Source organism: Gammaproteobacteria bacterium, from assembly GCA_032250735.1.
Taxonomy (GTDB): domain Bacteria; phylum Pseudomonadota; class Gammaproteobacteria; order SZUA-152; family SZUA-152; genus SZUA-152.
Map to the genome: position 1 here is coordinate 102,042 of JAVVEP010000005.1, position 22,556 is coordinate 124,597.

Annotated in this window: 16 protein-coding genes; 12 read left to right on the forward strand and 4 right to left on the reverse strand. The window is 61.7% G+C overall.

Annotated elements, in window-relative coordinates; all coding sequences use genetic code 11:
• Positions 1-32: 32 nt before the first annotated feature.
• The 4 genes from RRB22_04745 to RRB22_04760 form a co-directional block, all read right to left on the reverse strand.
• Entirely contained in the window at positions 33-1,676 is a 1,644-nt protein-coding gene (locus tag RRB22_04745) for a hypothetical protein (GenBank protein MDT8383703.1), read from the reverse strand.
• 34 nt (positions 1,677-1,710) lie between these two features.
• Positions 1,711-4,515 carry a LamG domain-containing protein gene (locus RRB22_04750; GenBank protein MDT8383704.1) on the reverse strand — a complete coding sequence of 935 codons (2,805 nt, stop codon included), beginning with the start codon at positions 4,513-4,515 and terminating at the stop codon, positions 1,711-1,713.
• Between the two features lie 63 nt (positions 4,516-4,578).
• Positions 4,579-5,808 carry a hypothetical protein gene (locus RRB22_04755; GenBank protein ID MDT8383705.1) on the reverse strand — a complete coding sequence of 410 codons (1,230 nt, stop codon included), beginning with the start codon at positions 5,806-5,808 and terminating at the stop codon, positions 4,579-4,581.
• Between the two features lie 506 nt (positions 5,809-6,314).
• Positions 6,315-7,475, reverse strand: coding sequence for a response regulator (locus RRB22_04760; protein MDT8383706.1), 1,161 nt, complete (start codon positions 7,473-7,475; stop codon positions 6,315-6,317).
• Between the two features lie 481 nt (positions 7,476-7,956).
• Here RRB22_04760 and RRB22_04765 point away from each other — a divergent pair, with 481 nt between their 5' ends.
• From RRB22_04765 to RRB22_04820, 12 genes are all read left to right on the forward strand, one after another.
• Positions 7,957-8,589 (forward strand): PilN domain-containing protein, encoded by a 633-nt coding sequence (locus RRB22_04765; GenBank protein ID MDT8383707.1) that lies wholly within the window; start codon positions 7,957-7,959, stop codon positions 8,587-8,589.
• A 16-nt stretch (positions 8,590-8,605) separates the two neighbouring features.
• Positions 8,606-9,319 (forward strand): type II secretion system protein GspM, encoded by a 714-nt coding sequence (gene gspM / locus RRB22_04770; protein MDT8383708.1) that lies wholly within the window; start codon positions 8,606-8,608, stop codon positions 9,317-9,319.
• Positions 9,312-9,716: a hypothetical protein gene (locus RRB22_04775; GenBank protein ID MDT8383709.1), complete on the forward strand. Its 405-nt coding sequence runs from the start codon at positions 9,312-9,314 to the stop codon at positions 9,714-9,716. Before gspM ends, RRB22_04775 begins: the two co-directional genes overlap by 8 nt.
• 2 nt (positions 9,717-9,718) lie before the next feature.
• Positions 9,719-11,521, forward strand: a complete 1,803-nt coding sequence (mshL, locus tag RRB22_04780) for a pilus (MSHA type) biogenesis protein MshL (GenBank protein ID MDT8383710.1) — start codon at positions 9,719-9,721, stop codon at positions 11,519-11,521.
• A gap of 2 nt (positions 11,522-11,523) precedes the next feature.
• Positions 11,524-12,441 (forward strand): AAA family ATPase, encoded by a 918-nt coding sequence (locus tag RRB22_04785; GenBank protein MDT8383711.1) that lies wholly within the window; start codon positions 11,524-11,526, stop codon positions 12,439-12,441.
• A 3-nt stretch (positions 12,442-12,444) separates the two neighbouring features.
• Positions 12,445-13,779 carry a tetratricopeptide repeat protein gene (locus RRB22_04790; GenBank protein ID MDT8383712.1) on the forward strand — a complete coding sequence of 445 codons (1,335 nt, stop codon included), beginning with the start codon at positions 12,445-12,447 and terminating at the stop codon, positions 13,777-13,779.
• Between the two features lie 2 nt (positions 13,780-13,781).
• Positions 13,782-15,488 (forward strand): ATPase, T2SS/T4P/T4SS family, encoded by a 1,707-nt coding sequence (locus RRB22_04795; GenBank protein ID MDT8383713.1) that lies wholly within the window; start codon positions 13,782-13,784, stop codon positions 15,486-15,488.
• 162 nt (positions 15,489-15,650) lie between these two features.
• A complete protein-coding gene (locus tag RRB22_04800; protein ID MDT8383714.1) occupies positions 15,651-16,871 on the forward strand; it encodes a type II secretion system F family protein in 1,221 nt (406 codons plus the stop codon).
• 296 nt (positions 16,872-17,167) lie between these two features.
• Positions 17,168-17,569 (forward strand): type II secretion system protein, encoded by a 402-nt coding sequence (locus RRB22_04805; GenBank protein ID MDT8383715.1) that lies wholly within the window; start codon positions 17,168-17,170, stop codon positions 17,567-17,569.
• A 158-nt stretch (positions 17,570-17,727) separates the two neighbouring features.
• Positions 17,728-21,516: a LamG-like jellyroll fold domain-containing protein gene (locus RRB22_04810; protein MDT8383716.1), complete on the forward strand. Its 3,789-nt coding sequence runs from the start codon at positions 17,728-17,730 to the stop codon at positions 21,514-21,516.
• Positions 21,516-21,971 (forward strand): type II secretion system protein, encoded by a 456-nt coding sequence (locus RRB22_04815; protein ID MDT8383717.1) that lies wholly within the window; start codon positions 21,516-21,518, stop codon positions 21,969-21,971. Before RRB22_04810 ends, RRB22_04815 begins: the two co-directional genes overlap by 1 nt.
• Positions 21,968-22,534: a prepilin-type N-terminal cleavage/methylation domain-containing protein gene (locus tag RRB22_04820; protein MDT8383718.1), complete on the forward strand. Its 567-nt coding sequence runs from the start codon at positions 21,968-21,970 to the stop codon at positions 22,532-22,534. The genes RRB22_04815 and RRB22_04820 overlap by 4 nt, the downstream gene beginning before the upstream one ends.
• Positions 22,535-22,556: the final 22 nt, after the last annotated feature.

Consider the following 22,556-nt stretch of genomic DNA (forward strand, 5'->3'; position numbering starts at 1 on the left):
GTTATGTGGGAAAGGAAACGGAAATCGGTTGCTTACAAGACCGAGCCGAAGGCGGTAAGGCTGTCACGCATCGCGGCATTACCGAGACTGTCGCCGAACAGGCTGCCAAACAGGGCCTCTTCGCCGTTCAGGGCAAGGTAGTTCAGTAACACCGTATCCACCAGCAGGTTGACGTTGTTGGCCGCCGGACTGGACGAGGTCACCACCGAGCCTCCGTCATTGAACCAGCCGATTTGCGCGCCGGTGGCGATGGCGCTGTCACTGAAGTGGGTGGCCCGGCCATTGGGGCTGAAGACCAGGAAGAAGCCGGCCGCCGTGGAGGAATTGTCACCCGTCCATACACCCTTGCCGCGGCCGTTCACGCTGCCATCAATGGCGCCGTTACTGGCCAGTGAGCCATCACTGAAGACGTAGATCATCACCGGGCTATCCATGCGCCGCGCATATTCCAGGCAGGCACCGATGCAGCGGCCGGCACGCAGATCGCGCACCTCGCCGGTAGCGCGGTCACCGGTATGGTAATCAAACCCTCCCATCTGGATAGTGCCGGCGCCGGCATGACCGTCGATGACCATCTTCATCACCGAGGCGGTCTTGCGGAATTCGGCGTCACCATCGAACTCGGCCTCGGTGAAGATACCGCCAGCATCATTGACGATAATTCGGTCAGCTGGAAGGATGGCATTCCGGTCATCGGGGCTGATCTCTTTGCCGACAAAGCGGTCGGCGATATCGGCGGCCTTGATGTAGCCGCAGTTCAGAAGATCCTGAATGACGGTGGAGGCATTGATGTTGGCCGTCTTTCTCTCGCTGAGGCGCACCACGGATTCCATCACCGCCTTGACGTCACTCGGGTCGCTGAGCACGGCGGTGAGATCGCCGGTATCAACCAGGCCAGTCACGTCGGATGGACGATCGACTTTGGTGGGGCGAATTTCAGCGGCTTTAAACAGAGGGTCGGTGAGGTGAGCGGCAGGCGCCATGGAGTTACCACCCGATTCGGAATTGCGGGAGCCTACCAGAGTGACGATGTCGCCACCGGCGCCGGCCCTGGCGATGCCGTACATGGGGTTGTGCGGATTGTTGCCGGTATCGTTGTCGGAGCGGGCCGGAATCACGGCGCCGTTCACCTTCGGGGCGGTCAGGGCCAGGTCGACCTTGTCGAGGATGCCGCGCAGATAGGCGCTGTCGGCGTGGAACGGCAGGCCCAGGGTGGTGTCGGTGTAGTCGCCATTGCTGGTGCCGGTGACCGAGAAGCCGGCGGGTTCGACACCGCCCGGCACCATATCACCCGGCACCCCCATCTTGCTGTAGCCCGCGGTGCTGAGCGGGGAGTTGATGTAGCCGTTTTGTCCGCCGACCAGGACGTTGGAACCCACCATGTTGGCGCCGCCGGCCAGGTCAAAACAGATGAAGGGAATCTTGCCGGCCAGGGCGGAGCCGAGGGGGCAGCCGCTGTTGGCGGCAAGGGTTTGCAGGTCCGCGGAGAGGGCCGCCCGCGCCAGACGCGGATTGGCAAACAGGCTGAACAGGGAGCCGCCGATGGTGAGACCGGTGCCGGTAATGAAGCCCTGACGCAGGAAGTCGCGCCGGGTCACCGGGCGGCCGTGATCCAGATGGAACAGGGGCGCATCGGCGGAGAGCGCTTGGCGTCGTGTCGTTGTGCGTTTTGCCATGGTCTTGTCCTCGGTAAATCTCTTGTAGTCCGAATTATTGAATCAGCATGCCGGCACTGCCCAACACGGCGGTACACAGGGCCTTGGTGACGGCGCGGGTGCGGGCTGCATCTGTGACACATGCAGGAGTAGTCGCGGCGGCACAGTTGCTGGCCAAAATATCAAATAGGTTGTTGCCACCGGGGCCGATCAGTTGCAGTTTGATGTCCGCACGGCTGGGCATGTCGATCAGTGTCGCATTGCCGTTACCGGCATCGGGGTAGCCCAGCATCCGGTCGTATAGGGCATCGACGATCTGGTTTTTCGCCGCCGAATCGCCGCTGCCGAAGGCGGTTGCCATGTCGCTGGTGAAGTCAAAGCTGCCGAAGAAGTTGGCGCGCAGGCTGGCGTCTTCCACCAGCGCATCACAGTAGGCGATGGCCAGCTGGGCGACCGCCATCTGATGGGCCGAGAGGAAACCCGCGGCCATCTCCACCGACGGCAGCTGCTGTTTGATGCCGCTGATAATGCCGGTAGCGGGATCCTGCCTGACGTAGGTTTCCAGAACGTTGGAGAAGGCCGGCAGATAGGGGTCGACACCGGTCATCGCGCCCATGGAGGCCAGGATCTCCTCAAAGGTGCGCAGGCCGATCTCGGGTTGCGGGTCGCCATCCTGTGGATTGCTGACGCAGGTCATGTTGATGCCGCAGACGCTCGGGGTGCGGGTGTTCTGGTTGCCGTTGATGTCCTCGAAGGTCAGGAAGAACTCGTCGCTATCCGCCCCCTTTTCCAGCGCGATGATGGTGCCCAGCCGGGTCAGCAACTGACCGGTGCTGGTGTAGTCCGTGGTGTTGATGGTGGTGTCGAGATTGGTATAGGCCTGACCCACCGCGGGTTCCTTGCCATTGAGGCCGATGCGCAGGCCCTTGATCACCGTGTCGCTCGGCACGAAGGCGGGGTTCAGGCTGATGAAGGTGGGCCGGTCGAACAGGTAGCTGTAGCTGTCGAACTGGCTGACCACAAAATAGACGAAGCACTGGTGCACCCCGGCCACGATACAATCGGAAGCGTTCATCTGTTCGCTGACGCTGAACAGGACGAAGAATTTCTCGCCCACCCCGGCATCGAAGTTTTGCGTGATCTGTGTCGGGGTCATGGCGCGATCATGGATGGCGACCAGCCGCAGTTTGCCCGCCCAGGGCCGGTTGTTGGAGGCCTCATTACCGAGGATGAAGGCGAAGGTGTTATCCCAGTTGGAGAGGCTGCCTGCCGGCATCACCGGGTCGGTGCTACCCGCATCGGCACCGACGGTGGAGACATCCACGCCGTTGACATAGACCTTGCGGCCGGTGGCGGGGCTGAAGGTGACCACTACGTGTTGTTGGGTGGCCTGTAGGTCTTCGTCGCCGTCGTCGGTCAACAGGGCGGCCTCGCCGTTGTCATCGGTGGACGTGGAGCGGTTCATAAAGGAGTAGCGGTATTCGGCCTGCCCCAGGGTGAAATTGCGTTCATCCGGACCGGCCGAGTAGCTGATGATGCGGGCAGGATCGTCGGCGTCGCCCTGGGTGACATTGGCGGGCACCACCCAGGCCTCGATGGAATACTCACCACTTGCTGTTATGTAGTCGCGCAGCTTGGCGCTGGCCTGGGTGGTGCCCTGCGCCTTGCCGGCGGGGGTGACGAATTCAATGCCCCAGCCGCCGACCCATTTGTAGTCGACATCTTCGGTGCCATACAGGTCGAGATCCAGTTGGGTGCCGACACCGCTGGTGTCGCGAATGGTGCGCTCGCCTGGACCGTCCTTGAATTTGTACAGCGCGATGGTGCTGGAGTCATCGCGGACGCCACCACTGGCGATCTGGCCGTCGGTGATATTCATGGCCTTGCTGAGTTGCCAGTCAGGGTCCACTGCGCTTAGAGAAATGGTGCCGGCAAAGGCGGTGATGGCGGCTTCCATTGCATCGGCGGAATCTGTGCAATTGGTGTCGCCGGTAGCAAGGGGATCCCAGCAGTTATGGAACTCCTCGCGCAGCCGCACTACCAGCCGGGAGTTGGCTGGGATATCGAGATTGATTTTCTGGCTGCTGAGGATGGCGGCATAGGCCGCGTCCACATCGCCCTCGGCAAAGAAGGGGGCCTGGGGGATGGGGGCCGACTCGCGATGGCAGTTGGCGCAGTTGGCGGTCAGCAGTGGCCATACGGTGCTGCTGAAGCTACCCGGTGCCGCTGGCAGGGTCTTGCTCGAACCCGCGTCCTTGATGGTGGGGACTTCCAGTACGATCTCATTGCTGGTGCCGCTACCGCCGCCGGTAGTACCGCCGCTCAACCAGTTGTTGATATAGCCTTCTACTGTGGTTGCGAGGGCTTCGCAGGCGGTGGTGTTGCCGCAGTTGTGACCATTGCTGATCTTGCTAAGAATAGTGGAGCTGGCGATGTCGGCTTCATTGACAAGACCGGCGTTGATCATTTGCCCATAGGCCTTGTTGACATCGGCGCTATCCATGAACAAAGGGCTTACGTTGCCGGTTTCCGAGTTGTGGCAGTTGGCGCACTGACTGACGCTGGGCATCTTGTCCCAGAACTCCACCTTGAAGCTGCAGGCGTCGGCAATGGTGTCGGGATCGGTGGCGCCGGTGCCGCAGGCCGGACCGGTATAGCTGAGTGTCGAGCCTCCGCCACTGCCGGTGTTGACGGTGGACTCGGTGGGCACGCTGTCGCAGGCGGCAAGGGTCAGGCTGAGCAGGGCGATGGGCAGCAGGGTGGATAGCCATGCAGGCAGGCATGAGTGCAGCCGGGACGGCATCCCTGTCAGCAGGGGATGGCGTTGATGGTCGGTGTTGAGGCGGCTTGGCTTGTTCATCGCAATGCTCCAAAAAAACTTTTTATAGTCCAACTATGAGTAGGTGATTATGCGGTGTTCCGTTCAACTGCCTTTGCAGTACACGGCGCTGTCGGCAAACACCTGTTTCAATTTGTAGGTGCTGGACTTGAAGGTGGTGGTCATGGCGTCGATCTGGCTGCGGTCGGTGGCGTCCACCGGTGCGCGCAGGCACACGGCCTTGAATACTTTTTCGACCTGGCAGCGGGCGAAGGCCTCGCTGTGGGCCAGTTCCTTACCCATGGAGGAGGCGCCGCTGCCGCTGCCGGTTAAGGCCGAATCCCAGCCCAGCGCACTGTTGCTGCCGGCGCGCCAGTAGTTATCCCAGTTATCGTTAGGGGTGATGTAGCCGTATTCAAAGTTGTTGGCGTTGATGAGGTATTTCCCCTGCACCGTATCGGCGGTATAGACCATGTGTCCGGCATCGTAGTCCGGGTCACCGTTGCCATCTACAGGGTATTCATAGTTGTAATAGGCGAAGGCCTGGGTCAGGGGATCCATGCCGTTGTGGCAGCCGATGCAGGCGTTCATGTAGATGCGGCTGTCGCCACCCGGGCTGCGCGACACGTCCTGACGGATGCGGTCCGGGGTATAGCTGGTGTCTTTCAGCTGTTCCAGATCATTACAGAGGTGATTGAGCAGGGTGAAGCGGAACATGGCGCGATTGGTGCCGTCCACGAAGAAGGCCTTGGCCGCGGCGCGGGTGGTCATCACCCCTGCGGCGGCGCCAACCGGCAGACTCATGGCGGCCGTCTGGGTGGTTTCGGTCAATACCGCCTGCAGATCGGCACCGCTGTCTTCCAGGGCCTGATAGTGAGCGTTACTGGTAGTGAGGTTGGAAGGGGCTGGGCCGGTATAGAGGATGTCGTCCCACAGGATGCGGCGGAAGTCATGATTGTCGCGCACGATGCCGATCACCGTCGCGGTGTAGTCATTGAGTGGCGCAAACACGGTCTGTTCTTCGTTGGTCCAGGGGGTGACGAAATTTTTCAGCGTGACCCGATAGAACTCCTGGCCGACACAGTTATCACCAGCACCATCATCGGTGATGGCGTCCATCGCCGCGGCGCCGGCACTGACGGTAGTGAGCTTGTTTTGCAGCTGATCCAGGCAGGCGGTGCTGGGTGGGGTGCCCACCAGCCGGTCATGTATGCGTTTGGCCTGTTCGCGGTCGCCGGCCAGGGCCGGGCCAAGCAGCGCCATCGATAGCAGCAGGGCGAGCGCAGGGCTGACGCTGGAAGGTGAGAGGCGGTGTGCAAAGGTCTTGGTACTCATGTTCGGTATCCTTGTTCTCGCGGGCCGGTATCTTGGTGTCGGCCAGTCCTGCGTTTAGTTATGTGGTGAATCGCACAGTCTGGAGATTCACCGGGTTTCGGTTCGCCGCACGGTGTCGTTATGATGCTCCGGAAAAACTACCCTGTATGCTGTGATGGTGGTCACAGAGCCTCTGCAATTCTTGCACGGGTTTGAGATGAATGCAGAGTTTGTTATTGATATTGCGCCCTTTTTTGATCACATGCGGATCTATAACGTCTGGCGTGATGGCAAGGTTCCTTGGCGCTGTCGCTATTTCACTCTAGGTCTGTCAGCCTTCATATGAGCTGGCGTGAAGCCCATGGCCATCGGCTTTTCAGGGAAAGCCGTGGGGGAAATAGACGACCCGGTCACAGTCTGTCGTACATCCGGCAGGGGGCAGCACGGAGGATGAGCCGCAAAATGCAGTGATGCCGGATAAGCCGGCGCTCCCTTATCGGTTTCTGTTCTGTGGTTTGCCTCATGCCTTACCGGCGGAGTTTTTGGCTGATCGCCTCCAGATGCGGTTCGATCTGCCATTGTTGATGCTCGTTGCAAAAGGCCAGTAACGGCAGGATCTGTTCCATCATGGTGTCAATGTGCGGGCCGAGCTTTTCCGTGTCGCCGCGGGCCAGGATGCGCAGCGCGGCATCGATGCTGATCCGTTGCCGGGGCGCCGGGGCGCGCACGGCGGTCACCAGTCGGTTGCCGCCGGCGGCCTGCGCCCGGTCCAGATAGGTCTCCGCCAGGGCGAGATAGTCTTCGATGCGCTCGGCGCTGTCGATTTTACGCTGGCTCAGGCCGAGGCTGACGGTCAGCGAGATCCGTCGTTCACCCGGCTCCCCCAACTCACCCAGGGCAAGGGGGGTATCGGCAATCTGCTGACGAATGCGGTTACAGACATCGTCCGCCTCGCCACCGCCCAGGGTGGGGGCGAGGATCGCGAACCGCGCCTCACCGGCGCGCGCCAGGGTATCTTCCTGGCGGATCGCCTGGCCGAGGCTGGCGGCGATGGCGGTCAGGATCCGGTCGGTGACGGCGGCGGGGTGCTGGGCCTTCAGCTGGTCGAAGGCATCGATGCCGATCACCACCACGGCCAGATCCTGCTGGTGGCGGCGGGTAAAGGCCAGGTCCTGTTCGCCACGACGGAGGAGATAGCGCCGACTGCGCACCCCGGTGAGGGCATCGTCGGTGGCGTGCTCGATTAGCGCCTCGGAGGTCTCCGCCAGGTCGCGGCTGGTCTGATCCATGCGGGCCTGGGCGCGCACCCGCGCCAGCAGCTGGGCCTTGTCGAAAGGTTTGGTGATGAAATCCGTAGCGCCCAGTTCCAGGGCCTTTTGGCGGGCCGCGTCATCGTCGGCCGCAGTCACCATGTTGACGGGGATGTGGGCAATGCGGGCCGCGTCATGGGCGCGGATGCGGGCGATCAACCCGTAACCGTCGAGCCGGGGCATGCCCGCATCGGTCAGCACCACCTGAATCCGGGGGTCGGCCAGCAGCGCCTCCCAGCCGGCCTCGCCGTCTTCGGCCTCGACGATGTCGAACTCCTCGCCCAGTACCTTGCGCAGCGATACGCGTACCACCTTGGAATCATCAATCACCAGCACCCGGGCCTGCGTTGGGCGGGTGGGGCTCTGCGGGTTCGACATGTCTACTCCTTCGTTGGCCCGGCTCGGTTTCGGGATCGCGCGAGATCTGTGTTGCGGCAGCATGCCGCGGTTTTTCCTAATAGCGGCAGGAAGTCGAGGAGATTCAGCGGATTAGCACAAAAAGGCGGCGCAGGGCTGCGGGGCATCCATGCCCAGGCCTGGATCCTGGAGTCATTCAAGTTCAGGCAAATGGCTGTCGTTATTGAGACAAGCCGGGTATGGCATCGATAACGCCAGTTATCGTTGGTGCGGCCGGTATCCCGCCGGCGTGATGAGTCGGTGAGTCTGTGCCAGGCCGGGTTAAGGCACAAAAATTGCTGTATACGAAAGCAGCATCAGGGTTTCGCCGGTTTCGCCATTTTATTGACAGAAAAAACCGTGGGCGAATCAATACCCTGGCGCTGAAACCGAGAAAGAAAATTAACCGTAGCCGGGCCGCTGCCCGGGCTTAAGGATTGCCATAAGGCGTGATGCCCCCGTGATGACACAACAGGTCAATTTGTTTCAGCCCCTGTTCCGCAAGGAGCGCAAGTTGCTGTCGTTCCGCGTGCTGTGGCAGGGCGGCGCGGCAGTTGGGGTGTTGCTGATGCTGATGTATGGCTGGGGCCTGCAACAGACCGCGCAGATGAGCGCCGAGCTAAAAAAACAGCAGGCCCAGCAGCAGCTGTTCAGCCGCCAGCTGGGCGAGGTGAGCGCCCGCCTGGCGGTGATGAGGACCGATACCGCCCCGCAGCGGCAGCTGGCCGAGCTGGAGCGCGAACTGGTGGCGCGTCAAAAAGTGGTCGATGCCCTGACCCGTGTGCGTGACACCTATACCCAGGGGGTTTCGGCCTATCTGGACAGTTTTTCCCGTCAGGCCCCCCAGGGTGTCTGGCTGACCGGGTTTACCGTACAGGCCGGTGGCGAGGGGCTGGTGATTCGGGGCAGCTCGCTGCGGCCCGAGCTGGTACCGACCTTTCTGGAGCAACTGGCGACCGAGAGCACCCTGCTGGGCACCCAGTTTGGCCTGTTGCAGATCCAGCGCAGCAGCGCCGATGCCCAGGCCGTGGATTTCACGGTGACCACCGGCACCGAGGCGCCGGAGGCCAGCCGTCTGCTGGAGCTGACCCCGTGAACAGGGCAATAAGACAATGACAGTAAAAGAGAGAATCAGCGCCTGGGCCGAGCGTTACGAGGCCTTCTCCCTGCGCGAGCGCGGGCTGGTGATCGTGGGGGTGATCGTGCTGCTGTTCATGCTCTGGGACAGCCTGCTGATGACCCCGGAACAGCAGCGGCAGACCCAGATCGTGGCGCAGATGCAGGCGATGAATCAGCAGACCGAGGCGCTCAATCTGCAGATTCAGGAGATGTCGGCGGCCCTGCGCGGCGGTGAGGCCCAGCATATCCAGGCGCGCACCACCGAGCTACAGGCGCTGTTGGCCGGTCTCGCACAGAAGCAGGAAGATCTGACCGTCCAGTTTATTCAGCCCCGACAGATGGCGGCGGTATTGCGCGACATGCTGTCGGCGGAGAACGGCCTGGAGCTGACCCAGTTGACCAGCCTGGGCGCGCAACCCCTGTTCCCCCCGACCCGTGAAGAGACCGAAAACGCGGCCACCAGTGCAGCGGCCCCGGCGCTAAAAACCACCGCCCGGTCGCATCGCCCGGAGGTCTTTAAACACGGCCTGCGGATCGTGTTCGAGGGCGACTATTTCAAGACCCTGGCCTATCTGCGCGCACTGGAGGCCATGCCCTGGCGCCTGTACTGGGACAACGTGGAATATCTGGTGACCGATTATCCCCGCGCACGGGTCGCCATCACGGTACACACCCTGAGCCTGCATGAGGGCTGGATCGGTGTGTAGCTATTTAAAGCTAGAGAAATATCTGCCGCCCGCGCTGTTGTCGCTGGTCCTGCTGGGAGTGTGGCCGGTGCAGGCGATGCAGGACCCCACCCGTCCGCCCGTGGCCGAGGCAACGGCCCGGGCGGTGGCTGTGCAGCAAAACTCGTCGCCCCGCTGGACGCTGCATTCCACCCTGGTGTCCTCGGCCAGGCGCACGGCGGTGATTAATGATCGCGTGGTGAGTCAGGGTGATCGCATTAACGGTGCGACCGTGGTGAGCATTCAGCCGGCGGCGGTGCTGCTGCGGGTCGCCGGTCGTGAGCTGAGATTGGGGATGGAAAAGAAAAATATTAAATCATTGTCGCGAACCGATTCCGCGGGACATTCCGCAGTACCTTCCGTAGTACAAGGGAAATGAAGATGCCGATTAACACCCCTGTAAAAGACCGCCGGCCGCCGGCTGTGCCCCTGTTGACGCCCCTGCTGCTGACCACCCTGCTGCTGACGGCCTGTGCCGGTCAGCCGCCCCGCGGCGGGAGTGTTGCCGATGACATCAACCAGAGCCTGCAGCACAGTGCGCAACAGTCGGCCGCCACCGCCGCCCAGCCGCTGACGCCGCCGCCGGCGGTGGATGCCGCGCTGTTGCCGCCATTGAATGTCGAGCTGAGCGGCGTGCGCCAGGAGCCGGTGGCGCGGCGCTTCGATGTGGCGGTCAATAACGCCAGTGCCAAAAGCTTTTTCATGAGCCTGGTGGAGGGCACGCCCTACAATATGGTCGCCCACCCGGCCATCAAGGGCAGGATTTCACTCAACCTGAAAAACGTCACCATCGACGAGGTGATGGAGACGGTGCGCAATGTGTTTGGTTATGAATACAAACGCACCCGGCACGGTTTCGAGGTGCTGCCCGCCGCGCTGCGCTCGCATGTGTTCAGTATCGATTACCTCAATGTGCGGCGTTCCGGCCTGTCCAATGTGCAGGTCAGCTCCGGCCAGGTGTCATCGGCCCAGAACGGCAACTCCGGTTCAGGTAGTAGCAGTGGCGACTCCGGTAGCAACTCAGGTAGTAATTCAGCTAGTAATTCAGGTAGTAACAACGGCAACGCCAGTGTCTCCGGCAGCCAGATCAGCACGCATTCATCGTCCGATTTCTGGGTCGAGCTGACCGCGGCCCTGGAGGCCATTATCGGCAACGAGGGGGGCCGCAAGGTCATCGTCAATCCGCAGTCGGGCATCGTGGTGGTGCGCGCCATGCCGGCGGAGCTGAGGGCGATATCGGAATACCTGCACAGCACGCAAACGGTGATTGAGCGCCAGGTGATCCTGGAGGCCAAGATCCTGGAGGTGGAGCTGAGCGACGGGTTCCAGTCGGGGGTGAACTGGTCGGCGCTGGGCAAGGGCAGCGGCAGCGATACGGTGCTCGCAGGGCAGTTCGGCGGCGCGACGGTGTTTGATACCGGCTATAGCAATCTACAGGGCCAGGTCAACGCCCTCAATCCCGCCAATCTGGCCGCGGTGCGTTCCGATGTCGCCTCGGCCTTCGGCGGCATGTTTGCCATGAGTCTGAATCTCGGCGACTTCACCGGGTTTCTGGAATTTCTGGAGACCCAGGGCGATGTGCATGTGCTGTCCAGCCCACGGGTGTCGACGGTGAATAATCAGAAGGCGGTGATCAAGGTAGGCTCGGATGAATTTTTCGTCACCGATGTGGACACCAATGACAACACTACGGCGGGGTCGACCACCACCAACCAGTCAGTGGATATCGAGCTGACCCCGTTCTTCTCCGGCGTGGCCCTGGATGTGATCCCGCAGATCAGCGCCGATGGCGTGGTGACCCTGCATATCCACCCCTCGGTCAGCGAGGTGAATGAACGCATCAAACAGATCAGCCTGAATGCCAGCAACCAGCTGACCATCCCGCTGGCGCTGAGCACCATCCGCGAATCCGACAGCATTGTGCGCGCCCGTAGCGGGCAGGTGGTGGTGATCGGCGGCCTGATGCAGAACCAGACCCGGGACAGCACCTCATCCGTGCCCCTGCTGGGTGACCTGCCGCTGATCGGCGGCCTGTTCCGTCACAAGCAACAGGTCACCCGCAAGAGCGAGCTGGTGATCCTGCTGCGGCCCATCGTGGTGGAAAACGATAAGACCTGGGCCGATGAGATCGCCAAGACCACCGGCAACTTCGGCAATATCACCCAGTTCAGCCAGGACCACTAGGCATGTATCGGCAACACTTTGCACTGCGCGAGATGCCCTTCGCCATCACCCCGGATACCAGCTATTTCTACAGCTACGGCGTCTATCAGGAGGCCCTCAACGTGCTGCTGGTGGCGCTGCGCAGCGGCGAGGGCTTTATCAAGATCAGCGGCGAGGTGGGGACGGGAAAGACCCTGCTGTGCCGCAAGCTGCTCAACACCCTCGGCGACGGTTTTGTCACCGCCTATCTGCCCAACCCCTGCCTGACCCCCGCCGGATTACGCATGGCGCTGGCCGATGAGCTGTCCATCCACTATGCCCGCAACATGGGCCAGCACCGCATTCTGCAACTCATCAACGAGCGCCTGATCGAACTCAACGCTCAGGGAAAACAGGTGGTGTTGCTGCTGGACGAGGCCCAGGCCTTGCCCGATGACAGCATGGAGGCGCTGCGCCTGCTGACCAATCTGGAAACCGAAAAGAGCAAGCTGCTGCAGGTGGTGCTGTTCGGCCAGCCCGAGCTGGATGATCGGCTGGCCGCAAGCCGGCTGCGCCAACTGCGCCAGCGCATCACCTTCTCCTACGACCTGGACGTGATCGATCGCGCCGGACTCGACGGCTATCTCGGCCACCGCCTGCTGGTGGCCGGCTATAACGGCCGACCCCTGTTCAGCCGCGCGGCGATGGATGCCCTGCACCGGGACAGCCGCGGCGTGCCCCGGCTGATCAATGTGCTGGCCCACAAGGCGCTGATGGTGGCCTACGGCAAGGGCGTGTTTTGCGTCGATGCCCCGCATGTCGCTATCGCCGCCGCCGATACCGAGGCGGTGGTGCCGATCGTTGCCGGCGGATTGTCAGGACGCCTCACCCGCGTCGGCGCCGCCGTCGCCAGCGTGATGGGCGCCGCGGCGGCCGCGGCGGCCATGAGCCTGGGGGTCTGAGGCATGAGCCTGGTGAATCAGATGCTGCAGGATCTGGAACAGCGCCGCACGGCGGAGGCCGGCGCGTCGCCCCTGAGTGGCCTGAGCGCCAGCGGTGCCGGGGTGCTGTCCGGCGCATCGATCAACTATCTATGGCTGGGCGCGAGCTTGGCGCTGATCTTCGCCGCCGTGTTTGTGCTGGTGTATCTGTTCGGGCGCGAGCCGTCGCTGGCGGCGGAACCGGCCATGAGCCAGAAGGCCGGGACCCGGAATACCGAGGCTCAAAATATAACCACCCGGAACGTCATGCCGCTGGCCGTCGCGCCCGTAGCGGAACCCGAATCAGTGTCGCCACCGGTGGTGGCCGCGCAGCGCGAGAAGGCGGCCCCCATCGCCGCTGCGCAACCGCCAACGCCGGCGACCCAGGCCCGGCCCGCGATGGCCACAACTACAGCCACAACTACAGCCACGGCGAGTGCCCCGGTGCTGGCCATAACCCCCCATAGCGATACGACAGCGGAGGCCGGCGCGGTACGGGTCACGGCCGGACCGGACGCCACGTCATCCGCCAATCCGCGCTTGTCGCAAACACAGTCGCAACCGCAACCGCAACCGGAAGCAAAGCTGGAAGCCCAGCCGGAACCAGCGTTGGAATTACAGGCTGAGCTTCAGCCGGAACTACAGTCGGAACTACAGCCGGAACCGATGAACAAGACCCTGCGCCCGCTGACCCGCGAGCAGCAGGCCCGGCAAACCTTCCAGCAGGCGGTGCTGCTGCTGGGCCGGGGGGATGAGTCGGGCGCGGAACAGGCCCTGCACAAGACCCTCGCCGTGGAGCCCGCCCATCTGCGCGCCAGAGAGACACTGTCCGCCCTGTTATTGAATACCGGGCGGGTGAGCGAGGCGGCAGACGGCCTGCGCGAGGGCCTGCGCCTGCAACCCACGGCCACGGCCCTGGCCAAGCTCTACGCCCGCGTGCTGGTGGATCAGGGCGACAGCGAGGCGGCGGTGGCCGTGCTGGAACAGGCGCCCCCCACGCAGGCCGCCGATGCGGACTATTACGCCCTGCTGGCCGCCCTGTACCGCGCGGCCGGCCGGCACGCACAGGCCTCGCAGGTCTATCAACAACTCTTGAAGGGGCGCCCGGGTGTGGCGGCCTGGTGGCTGGGGCTGGCCCTGTCGGAGGATGCCATGGGTGCGCTGCCCCAGGCGCTGGAGGCCTATCGGCGCGCGCATCGCGCGGGTGGCCTGAAGCCCGAGGTGCTGGCCTATGTGCAGTCGCGCATTGCGGCGCTGGACGCCCGCGTGGCGGAGACCGCGCCGCCTGCGGCCAATGACAGTGATGGATTCGGGGACTGATTATGTCGGAACGGCCACAACGTATTCGCCTGGGTGATCTGCTGGTTGAACACAAACTGATTTCGGAAGTGCAGCTCTCTGCGGCACTGGATGAGCAGAAAAAGTCCGGCCACAAACTGGGGCGTGTGCTGATCGAGAACGGCTATGTCAAGGAAGACGAGGTGTTGGGTCTTCTGTCACGACAGCTGAATGTGCCCTTTGTGGATCTCAGTACCTTTCAGTTCAGACAGGAAGTCGTCAACAAATTGCCTGAAACAGCGGCGCGTCGCTTCCGCGCGATTGCCCTGGAAGACACGCCCGATGGCCTGCTGGTGGGCATGGCCGATCCGACCAATATTTTTGCCTACGACGATTTGGTTCGCGTGGTGAAAGGTCCAATCAAGATGGCCGTGGTCAAAGAGGGCGACCTGGTGGCTGCCATTGATCGTGTTTATCAGCACGGCTCGGAAATTCAAAGTCTCGCCACGGAAATCGGCGAGGACATGGCCGAGAATGTGTTCGATCTGGGCGCCCTCAATCAGGCGGTCAGCAAGTCGGATGCGCCAGTGGTGCGGCTGATCGAGACGGTGTTTGAAGACGCCGTGGCGGCCAAGGCCTCCGATATCCATATCGAGCCGGACGAATCAGTGTTGCGGATTCGCCGCCGTATCGACGGGGTGCTGCATGAACAGGTGATGGATGAAAAGGCCATCGTGCCCGCGCTGGTCTCGCGCCTGAAACTGATGGCCAGTCTGGATATCTCCGAACGCCGCCTGCCGCAGGACGGGCGTTTTAATATCAAGCTCAAGAACAAATCCATCGATGTGCGTTTTTCCACCCTGCCGACCCAGTATGGCGAGGCAGTGGTGATGCGTCTGCTGGATCACTCCGACGGCGTGCAGGGGCTGGATCGTATCGGCCTGTCGGATGTGATCCGGGCGCGCCTGCAAAAGGCGATCCATCGCCCGCACGGCCTGCTGCTGGTCACCGGCCCAACTGGAAGTGGCAAGACCACCACCCTGTATGCGGCGCTCAATGAATTGAATACGCCGGAAAAGAAGATCATCACCGTGGAGGATCCGGTGGAGTATCGCCTGCCGCGCATCAACCAGGTGCAGGTCAATCAAAAGGTGGGGCTGGATTTTGCGCGGGTGCTGCGCACCACCCTGCGCCAGGACCCGGACATTATCCTGGTGGGCGAGATCCGCGATCAGGAAACGGCGGAGATCGCCCTGCGCGCCTCCATCACCGGCCATCTGGTGATGTCCACCCTGCACACCAACGATGCGATCAGTACCGCCCTGCGCCTGGTGGACATGGGCGTGCAGGGATTTCTGGTGGCCTCCGCGGTGCACGCCATTGTGGCGCAGCGACTGGTGCGACGGGTGTGCGAGAAATGTGTCGCCCCCCAGGCGCTGGATGCCGGCCAGCTGAGCTGGCTGAAGAACACGGTGGGTGAGGAGCGTGCGGCCACTATGCAGTTTTCGCACGGCGCGGGTTGTCCCGCCTGCGGCCACAGCGGTTATAAGGGGCGCGCCGCCGTGCATGAAATGCTGGACATCACCGCCGAGCTTGCCGACGCCCTGCGCAACGAGGACTACGTTACCTTCAAGCAGCGCGCCCTGGCGCAGCCACAGTTTATCCCGCTGGTGGAAGGCGCCCTGGCGCTGACCCAGCAGGGCGTGACCTCGATCGATGAGGTGATTCGCATCAGTGGCTGGATAGACTAGCCCATGCCACTGTATCAATACAAAGCGAGTAGGGTGGACACGCTTTTTGTGCCCACGGAATTTCGCTTGCCCGCTTGCCTACAAATGGTAGTGCAAGCGCCGCAGCAATTCGTGGGCACAAAAGACGTGCTCACCCTACATGCTGGGTCGAATAGCTAGCCCATGCCACTCTATCAATACAAGGCCAGGGGGCGGCGCGGCGATGCGATTGAGGGCAGCATCGAGGCGGTGAGTTCCGATGCGGTGGCCACCCAGTTGCTGGAGGGCGGCATCACGCCGATCGAGATCGCGGTGGCGAAGACCGGCGCCGCCAGCGAAATCAATTTCGGCAAGCTGTTCGCGGTGAAGGTCACGGACACCGACGTGATCCAGTTCTCCCGCCAGATGTACAGCCTCACCAAGGCCGGGGTGCCGATGCTCAGTGCCCTGCATGGTCTCTCGCAGTCCACCAAGAATGTCACCCTGGCCGAGGCGGTGCGTAATGTGACCACCAGTCTGGAGGCTGGCCGGGATCTGGCCACCTCGTTCAGCGAACACCCGGAAATCTTTTCCCTGTTTTATGTTTCCATGATCCGCATCGGTGAGACCACCGGTCAGCTGGACGCGATATTTCTGCAACTCGCCCGCTACATGGAACGCGACAAACGCACCCGCAGCCAGATCAAGTCGGCCTTGCGTTATCCCAGCTTTGTGTTGATCGCCATTACCATCGCCATCGCCATCATCAATCTGTTTGTGATCCCCACCTTTGCCGGCGTGTTTGCCAAGTTCGGCTCGGAACTGCCCTTCGCCACGCGCATCCTGCTGGAGACCTCCAACTTTACCGTGGCCCACTGGCCGGAGCTGCTGGGCGTCACCATCGTGGGATTTTTTGGCGTGAGCCGTTACATCAACACCGATGAGGGCCGCTATCGCTGGGACCGGCTCAAACTCAGGCTGCCGCTGGCCGGCGAGATCATCTATCGCGCCACACTGGCCCGCTTCTCACGCCTGTTCGCCATGTCCACCGGGGCCGGCGTGCCCCTGATCACCGCCCTCACCGTAGTGGCCAGGGCGCTGGACAATAAATATGTGGAAGAGCGCATCCTGGGCATGCAGACCGGCATCGAGCGCGGTGAATCCATCACCCGCACGGCGGCGGCCACCGGGCTGTTTGATGCCCTGGTGATGCAGATGATGGCGGTGGGCGAGGAGACCGGCTCCATCGATACGCTGCTGGCCGAGGTCGCGGAATTTTATGAGGCCGAGGTGGAAAATGATATCGACAAGCTCAGCGCCCGCATCGAACCCATTCTGACCGTGTTCATCGCCGGCATCGTGCTGGTGCTGGCCCTGGGTGTGTTCCTGCCGATGTGGAACCTGGCCGAGGTGGCGATTAAGTGATGGCCGAGGAAAGAGGAAAGGGAAAAGATGAAAGGTGAGAAAGACCGCGTGAAATTGCGGCGAAGCTGCTGTACCGGATTTTATGAATCGCGCGCCCAGAGGGCGCCAGCAATCCCTTGTATCTTTACTCTTGTATCTTTTCTCTTTTTTATTGTAATTGGTTAAAGGTTTTTTCAGTCAGTACCGATAGTTACAGCGAATAGGCAATGAATAAAATTACCTCAGTGCCGGCGCGTCAATCGCCCCACCCATTTGATAGACAGTGACAAACAAGGCGCGAGCCTGGAGAAGAGAAAATGAAAAGACAAAGTGGTTTTACCCTGATTGAACTGGTGATGGTGATCGTGATCCTCGGCATCCTCGCGGCGACGGCATTGCCGAAGTTTGCGGATCTTTCAACAGAAGCAGAGGTTGCGGCGGCGAACGGTGTATTTGGTGCTGCCAATTCTGCCGCGGCAATCAATTATTCGGCCGGTTTGGTGGGCGCGACTCAGCCCGCAGGTGGGTTGATTACCAATGGTACGTCGCTCGGAGCTGCCCTGGACGGGATTCCCGAGGGCTGGATGGCAGACGCATCTGGTTTGTGCATGGATACGAATGCAAGTGGTAGTTGTAATGCTGGTGATACATACATGATTACCGTGACTACCGCAGAGGTTGCCAATACGAATAAGGCTGCATTGTCGAAAAACTGGTAAAAGGTTGTTCGCTGTCTAAAGCTGGTGAATGATCTGGACAATCATCCTGAATGAACTGTTAGCAATTCAGTGCGATGAAAGAAATAAATAATATAGCCAGGTCGCGTGAGCAACCTGGCTTATTTTTTGGGATCAGGACTGTCGGGCTGGATGCGACGATGATGAAACAAGATGTGATTCATGCAAATGCACAGCGTCGGGCCTCAGGAACCCGAGGCCGTACTCTGCGCGCGATCTACTCCCTGTTAGCCTGCCTGCTGTGGCTGGCCGCGATTGGCGACAGCTATGGCGCCTGTTCCGCCGCCTACCATGGCCGCGCCACCATCAACGAGGTGCACCGGCAGGGCAATGCCACGCGCTTTGTCGAGGTGAAATTGCTCGACACCAGCATCACCAGCGCGAACTGGAGTGGCTGGAGTCTGCGCCTGTGTCCCCCCTCGCCCGGCTCCTGCTCGGGTTGGATCAGTTTGTCCAACGCCACCGACAACACACCGTGGCTGGTCATCGACAAGCCCTATATCACCAGCCAGAACTTCATTAATCTGAGCAGCGGCACATCGGTGCGCCTGCGTGACGCGGCGGGCGACACCATCGATTGGCTGAGCATAGCGGGCAACACGCGCTTGCAGGACGCGAGCTGTGCGCCGGCCTATGACGGCACCATGACCGGCACGATTTCCCAGACCATCGAACGCTTTCCCGACGGCACCGGCGACTGGCGCGACACCGGCGGCGGCGCCTCCGGCGGCGATACCACCGGCGGCACCAACGACCAAGCCCCGGACGGGACGCCCGCGCCGACGGTGAGCGTGACCAGCGTCACCGTGCAAAAGGGCGACACGGCCACGCTCACCCTGAGTCTTGCCAGCGCCGTGGGCTACGACATCAGCGTGAGCTACGACACGCAGGATGACAGCGCCGTCGCCGGCACCGATTACACCGCCGCCAGCGGCACGGCGACCATTCCGACGGGCAGCACCTCGGCAACCATCAATATCGACACCACCGCCGCCAGCAGTTCCGGCGAAGTGTCTTTCAACGTGTACCTGCATGACCCCGTCAACGGCACGCTGGCCAATCACTTTCCCACCGTCACCATTCTTGCCGGCCCGCTCGCCTACTGGCGCATGGACGAGGCCGCGTGGAGCAGCGCAGCCGGCCAGGTTGAAGACCAGAGCGGCAACGGTTATCACGGCACCGCGGTCAACGGCCCCGCCACGGACACGACCACGCCCGCGCTGACGGGCAGCCCCGGCACCTGCGGTTATGGCGTGTTCGACGGCAACAACGATTACGTCGCGTTACCGGCGGGCTTTCCCAATCTCACCGGCAGCTTCACCATCACCGCCTGGATTCGCGCCGATCGCATCGACAAGGACCAGCGCATTTTCGCCGATGACCATAACAACACCGGCGGCTATGCCTTCAGTCTCGGCGACAACGCGAACGGCCAGCTGCGTTTCTTCTCGCGCAATGTCAGCCCGGTGAGCCTCGACAGTCCGACGGTGATCGCGGCCGGCACCTGGTACTTCGTCGCCGCCGTGCATGACGCGACAAGCAAGACCCGGCGTATATATGTCGCCAGTGTCGCAGGCACTCCCGCGCAGGTCGTGCAAGGCACCTATACCGGCACCTGGGGCAGCGACAGCGGCGCGGCCGGCATCGGCGGCGAGAACAACGGCGCGAGCGGTAGCGAAGGCAGCAGCAACTGGCGCTTCGACGGCAACATTGACGAAGTGCGTGTCTACAATAATGCCTTGGATGCCGCCGCGCTGGCGATCGTGAAGCAGGCCAGTCATCCGTGTAGTGGAGCGAGTATCGATCACTTTGTTGTCGGCCACGACGGCATGGGCATCAACTGTATGTTAGAGCCAGTGAGCGTGACGGCCATGCTGGTTGACGGCGTCACCACGGACACGACTTACACGGGTACCATCACCCTCGATACACAAGCCGGCGCTGGCACCTGGACGCTGGCCACGGGCAACGGCACGTTCACGGACGCGACCGCAGGCGACGGGCTTGCCACGTATCAATTCGTGGCCGCCGACAACGGCACGGCGAGCTTCAATCTCGATTACCAATCAGGGATCGGCAGTATCGATGTAGACGTTTATGACGGCGCGATACGTGACGACGATAGCGAGCCTAACCTGCTGTTTTCGCCCAGCGGCTTTACGGTAACGGCCGGTGTATTAACAAATCCTCCCTCGCTGCCTATCGATCTCAGTATCCCGGCACAGACCGCCGCCAGTGATTTTAATTTACACCTCACGGCTTACGGACAAACACCGACCGATGCGACCTGTGGGGTGATTGAGTCCTACGACGGCGTGCAGAGTGTCGGTTTCTGGTCCACCTATATGAATCCGGTGACAGGTGCGCAGGCAATGACAGTGGACGGTACCGCCATCGCCACCAGTCAGGCTGCCCGTGTGGCGCAAAACATCACCTTTGCCCAGGGGCAGGCGCAGATTACCGTCAACTATGCAGATGTGGGCTCGATGGCCCTGGCCATGCGGGATGACAGCACCGGCAACCCCGATCTACCAACGGGCATTTTCGGCACCAGTCAGTCGTTTGTGGTCAAGCCCGCGGGCTTTGTGCTGAGCAATATTCGGCGCACCAGTGATGCCTTTCCCAATTCCGGTACGGCCGTTGATGAAAGCGGCGCGGCGTTTATGGCGGCGGGGGATAATTTTTCGGTCACCGTGACCGCGGTAAATGCGCTGGGTAACACGACGCCCAATTATGGCCAGGAGAGTACGCCAGAGTCCGTGTCGTTGACGTCTACGCTGGTCGCCGCCGGCGCTGCCAATAATCCGGCTGTGGGATTTACCACCGGCTTTGCCAGCTTTATTAACGGTGTGGCCACGGGTACCGATTTTCATTGGGACGAGGTGGGCATCATCACGCTGACCCCGCAAGTGGCTCCCACCGCTGCCGAAACAACCGCGGGTAATCCGGGCAGTTATTTGGGTGCGGGCGATGTCGTCGGCACGGTGTCGTCAAACGTGGGGCGCTTTTACCCGGATCATTTTGTGACGACCAAAACGGATGGTAGTTTTGCGAATGCCTGTACTACGTTTAACTACCTTGGTCAGAGCTTCGGCTATCTGGGTATGGGTAATCCCACGGTGAAGGCAACGGCAGTAAATTTAGCAGGGGCAACGACCGCCAATTACACCGGCGTCTGGGCCAGGCTGGGCACGGCCGGTGTCAGTCTTACTTATCCAACGGCAGACAACACGCAGTTAGACGAAGGTGGGCTGGCGCTGATCGCGGTGACATCCACACCAGGTTCGCTGGCACGGGCGGATAATTCCGACGGCTCGCTCACCTTTACCCTGGGCGGTGCCGGCGCCGACAGTTTTGCCTATGTGCGGGATGCAGCGCAGGTCATGCCTTTCACCAGCGACCTCACCATTGAACTGACCGCAGTGGACGATGGCGAGGCCAGCGCCGCCGACCTGAGTCCGCCAAAGACGATCACCCCGATCGGCAATGCACAGCGTTTTGGTCGCGGTTATGCACAGGATGTGCATGGCACCATGAGCCAGACCGGTGACAGCCTGAGCATGCCGATTGGCAGCTGGTTTTATAATGCCGCGGGCGTCTGGCAGCTGAACACCGATGACTCCTGTTCCAGTTATGCCTATACAAAGACGGACGCCGGTATCGCCACCACTATCCCGGTCGCCAGCGCCAGTCCACTGACCCTCACCGGCGGCGTGGGCAGCCTGACGCTGAGTGTCAGCGCCGATGCCGGTAGTCCCGGCGGTACCAGCGTGGTGAATACCGTGTGGCCAAGCTGGTTGCAGTACGATGTCGATGGCATCGATCAACTGCTGGACGGAAATAGTTACGATGATGACTTTTCGGCCACCGCCACCTTCGGCATCTTCCGTGGCGATGACCGTTATCTCTACTGGCGCGAGGCGCCCTGATGACCGGGTATGTGAACCGACGGCGTCAGGTCGGCTTTACCCTCGTCGAACTGATCATGGTGATCGTGATCATGGGCGCGCTGTCGGCCGTGGCCATCAGTAAATTCAACCGCAATGCCTTTGATGTGGTCGCGGCCTCGGGCGAACTGGTGCAGGCGATCCGCTATGCCCAGGAAAAATCCATGAGCCACTCCGGGGCCACCTATTTCCAGATCGCGATCAACGGCGCGGGTTATACGGTCAGCCAGGGTGGCACCACGATCGCCCACCCGGTTGATGGCTCGGCAAGTTACACCCGCACCTGGTCCGATATCGCCGTGGCGCCGGCCGCCACCATCGTGTTTGATGCCTATGGCAGTCCGCAGGGCCTGGCCGCGCCGTTGACGTTTACCCTCAGCAAGGGTGGCGAGAGCGATAGCGTGACGGTCGAGCACGTGACGGGCTTTACCCGATGAATCCTTATTTAAAAAACACTTCGGCGCGGTCGCTGCAACTGCCTGCCCACCGGCGCCAGGCGGGCTTTACCCTGATCGAGACCATCATCGTCATTGTGCTGGTGGGGGCGATGATGGCGGGCATGACCACCCTGTTCATGAACAATGTCGGCAACAGCCACCGACCCTATCTGCGGCAGAAGGCCCTGTCGGTGGCCAATGCCTTCATGGATGAGATTCAACGCAAGCGCTGGAACGAGGCGACCCCGCTGGGCGGCGGTTGCGTAAATACCGGCGCCTCCTGTCCCGCCGGGCCGGCAGTGGTGGCGATCGGCAGCGATGGTGATACGCGCGCCACCTACGATGATATCGATGACTACCATGGCCTCAATCAACGCCCGCCGCAGGATTCCTCGGCGACCAACATGCCGGACTACAGCGGTTACACGGTGAGCGTCAGCGTCGTGCAACCGGCGACAAGCTGGAATGGCGTGCCAGCAGCCGATGTGCGGCTGATTACCGTCAGCGTGACCTCGCCGGGTAATGAGACCATCAGCCTCTCTACCTATCGGGTGAATATCTGATGGCTGGTTATGGTTATAAGGG

What these genes read in the sequence shown, in the direction of transcription:
- RRB22_04785 (MDT8383711.1), top strand. Translation starts at nt 11,524, where the DNA reads ATGTATCGGCAACACTTTGCACTGCGCGAGATGCCCTTCGCCATCACC.
- mshL (MDT8383710.1), top strand. Translation starts at nt 9,719, where the DNA reads ATGCCGATTAACACCCCTGTAAAAGACCGCCGGCCGCCGGCTGTGCCC.
- RRB22_04795 (MDT8383713.1), top strand. Translation starts at nt 13,782, where the DNA reads ATGTCGGAACGGCCACAACGTATTCGCCTGGGTGATCTGCTGGTTGAA.
- RRB22_04750 (MDT8383704.1), bottom strand. Translation starts at nt 4,515, where the DNA reads ATGAACAAGCCAAGCCGCCTCAACACCGACCATCAACGCCATCCCCTG.
- RRB22_04790 (MDT8383712.1), top strand. Translation starts at nt 12,445, where the DNA reads ATGAGCCTGGTGAATCAGATGCTGCAGGATCTGGAACAGCGCCGCACG.
- RRB22_04765 (MDT8383707.1), top strand. Translation starts at nt 7,957, where the DNA reads ATGACACAACAGGTCAATTTGTTTCAGCCCCTGTTCCGCAAGGAGCGC.
- RRB22_04745 (MDT8383703.1), bottom strand. Translation starts at nt 1,676, where the DNA reads ATGGCAAAACGCACAACGACACGACGCCAAGCGCTCTCCGCCGATGCG.
- RRB22_04755 (MDT8383705.1), bottom strand. Translation starts at nt 5,808, where the DNA reads ATGAGTACCAAGACCTTTGCACACCGCCTCTCACCTTCCAGCGTCAGC.
- RRB22_04805 (MDT8383715.1), top strand. Translation starts at nt 17,168, where the DNA reads ATGAAAAGACAAAGTGGTTTTACCCTGATTGAACTGGTGATGGTGATC.
- RRB22_04820 (MDT8383718.1), top strand. Translation starts at nt 21,968, where the DNA reads ATGAATCCTTATTTAAAAAACACTTCGGCGCGGTCGCTGCAACTGCCT.
- RRB22_04815 (MDT8383717.1), top strand. Translation starts at nt 21,516, where the DNA reads ATGACCGGGTATGTGAACCGACGGCGTCAGGTCGGCTTTACCCTCGTC.
- gspM (MDT8383708.1), top strand. Translation starts at nt 8,606, where the DNA reads ATGACAGTAAAAGAGAGAATCAGCGCCTGGGCCGAGCGTTACGAGGCC.
- RRB22_04810 (MDT8383716.1), top strand. Translation starts at nt 17,728, where the DNA reads ATGATGAAACAAGATGTGATTCATGCAAATGCACAGCGTCGGGCCTCA.
- RRB22_04800 (MDT8383714.1), top strand. Translation starts at nt 15,651, where the DNA reads ATGCCACTCTATCAATACAAGGCCAGGGGGCGGCGCGGCGATGCGATT.
- RRB22_04760 (MDT8383706.1), bottom strand. Translation starts at nt 7,475, where the DNA reads ATGTCGAACCCGCAGAGCCCCACCCGCCCAACGCAGGCCCGGGTGCTG.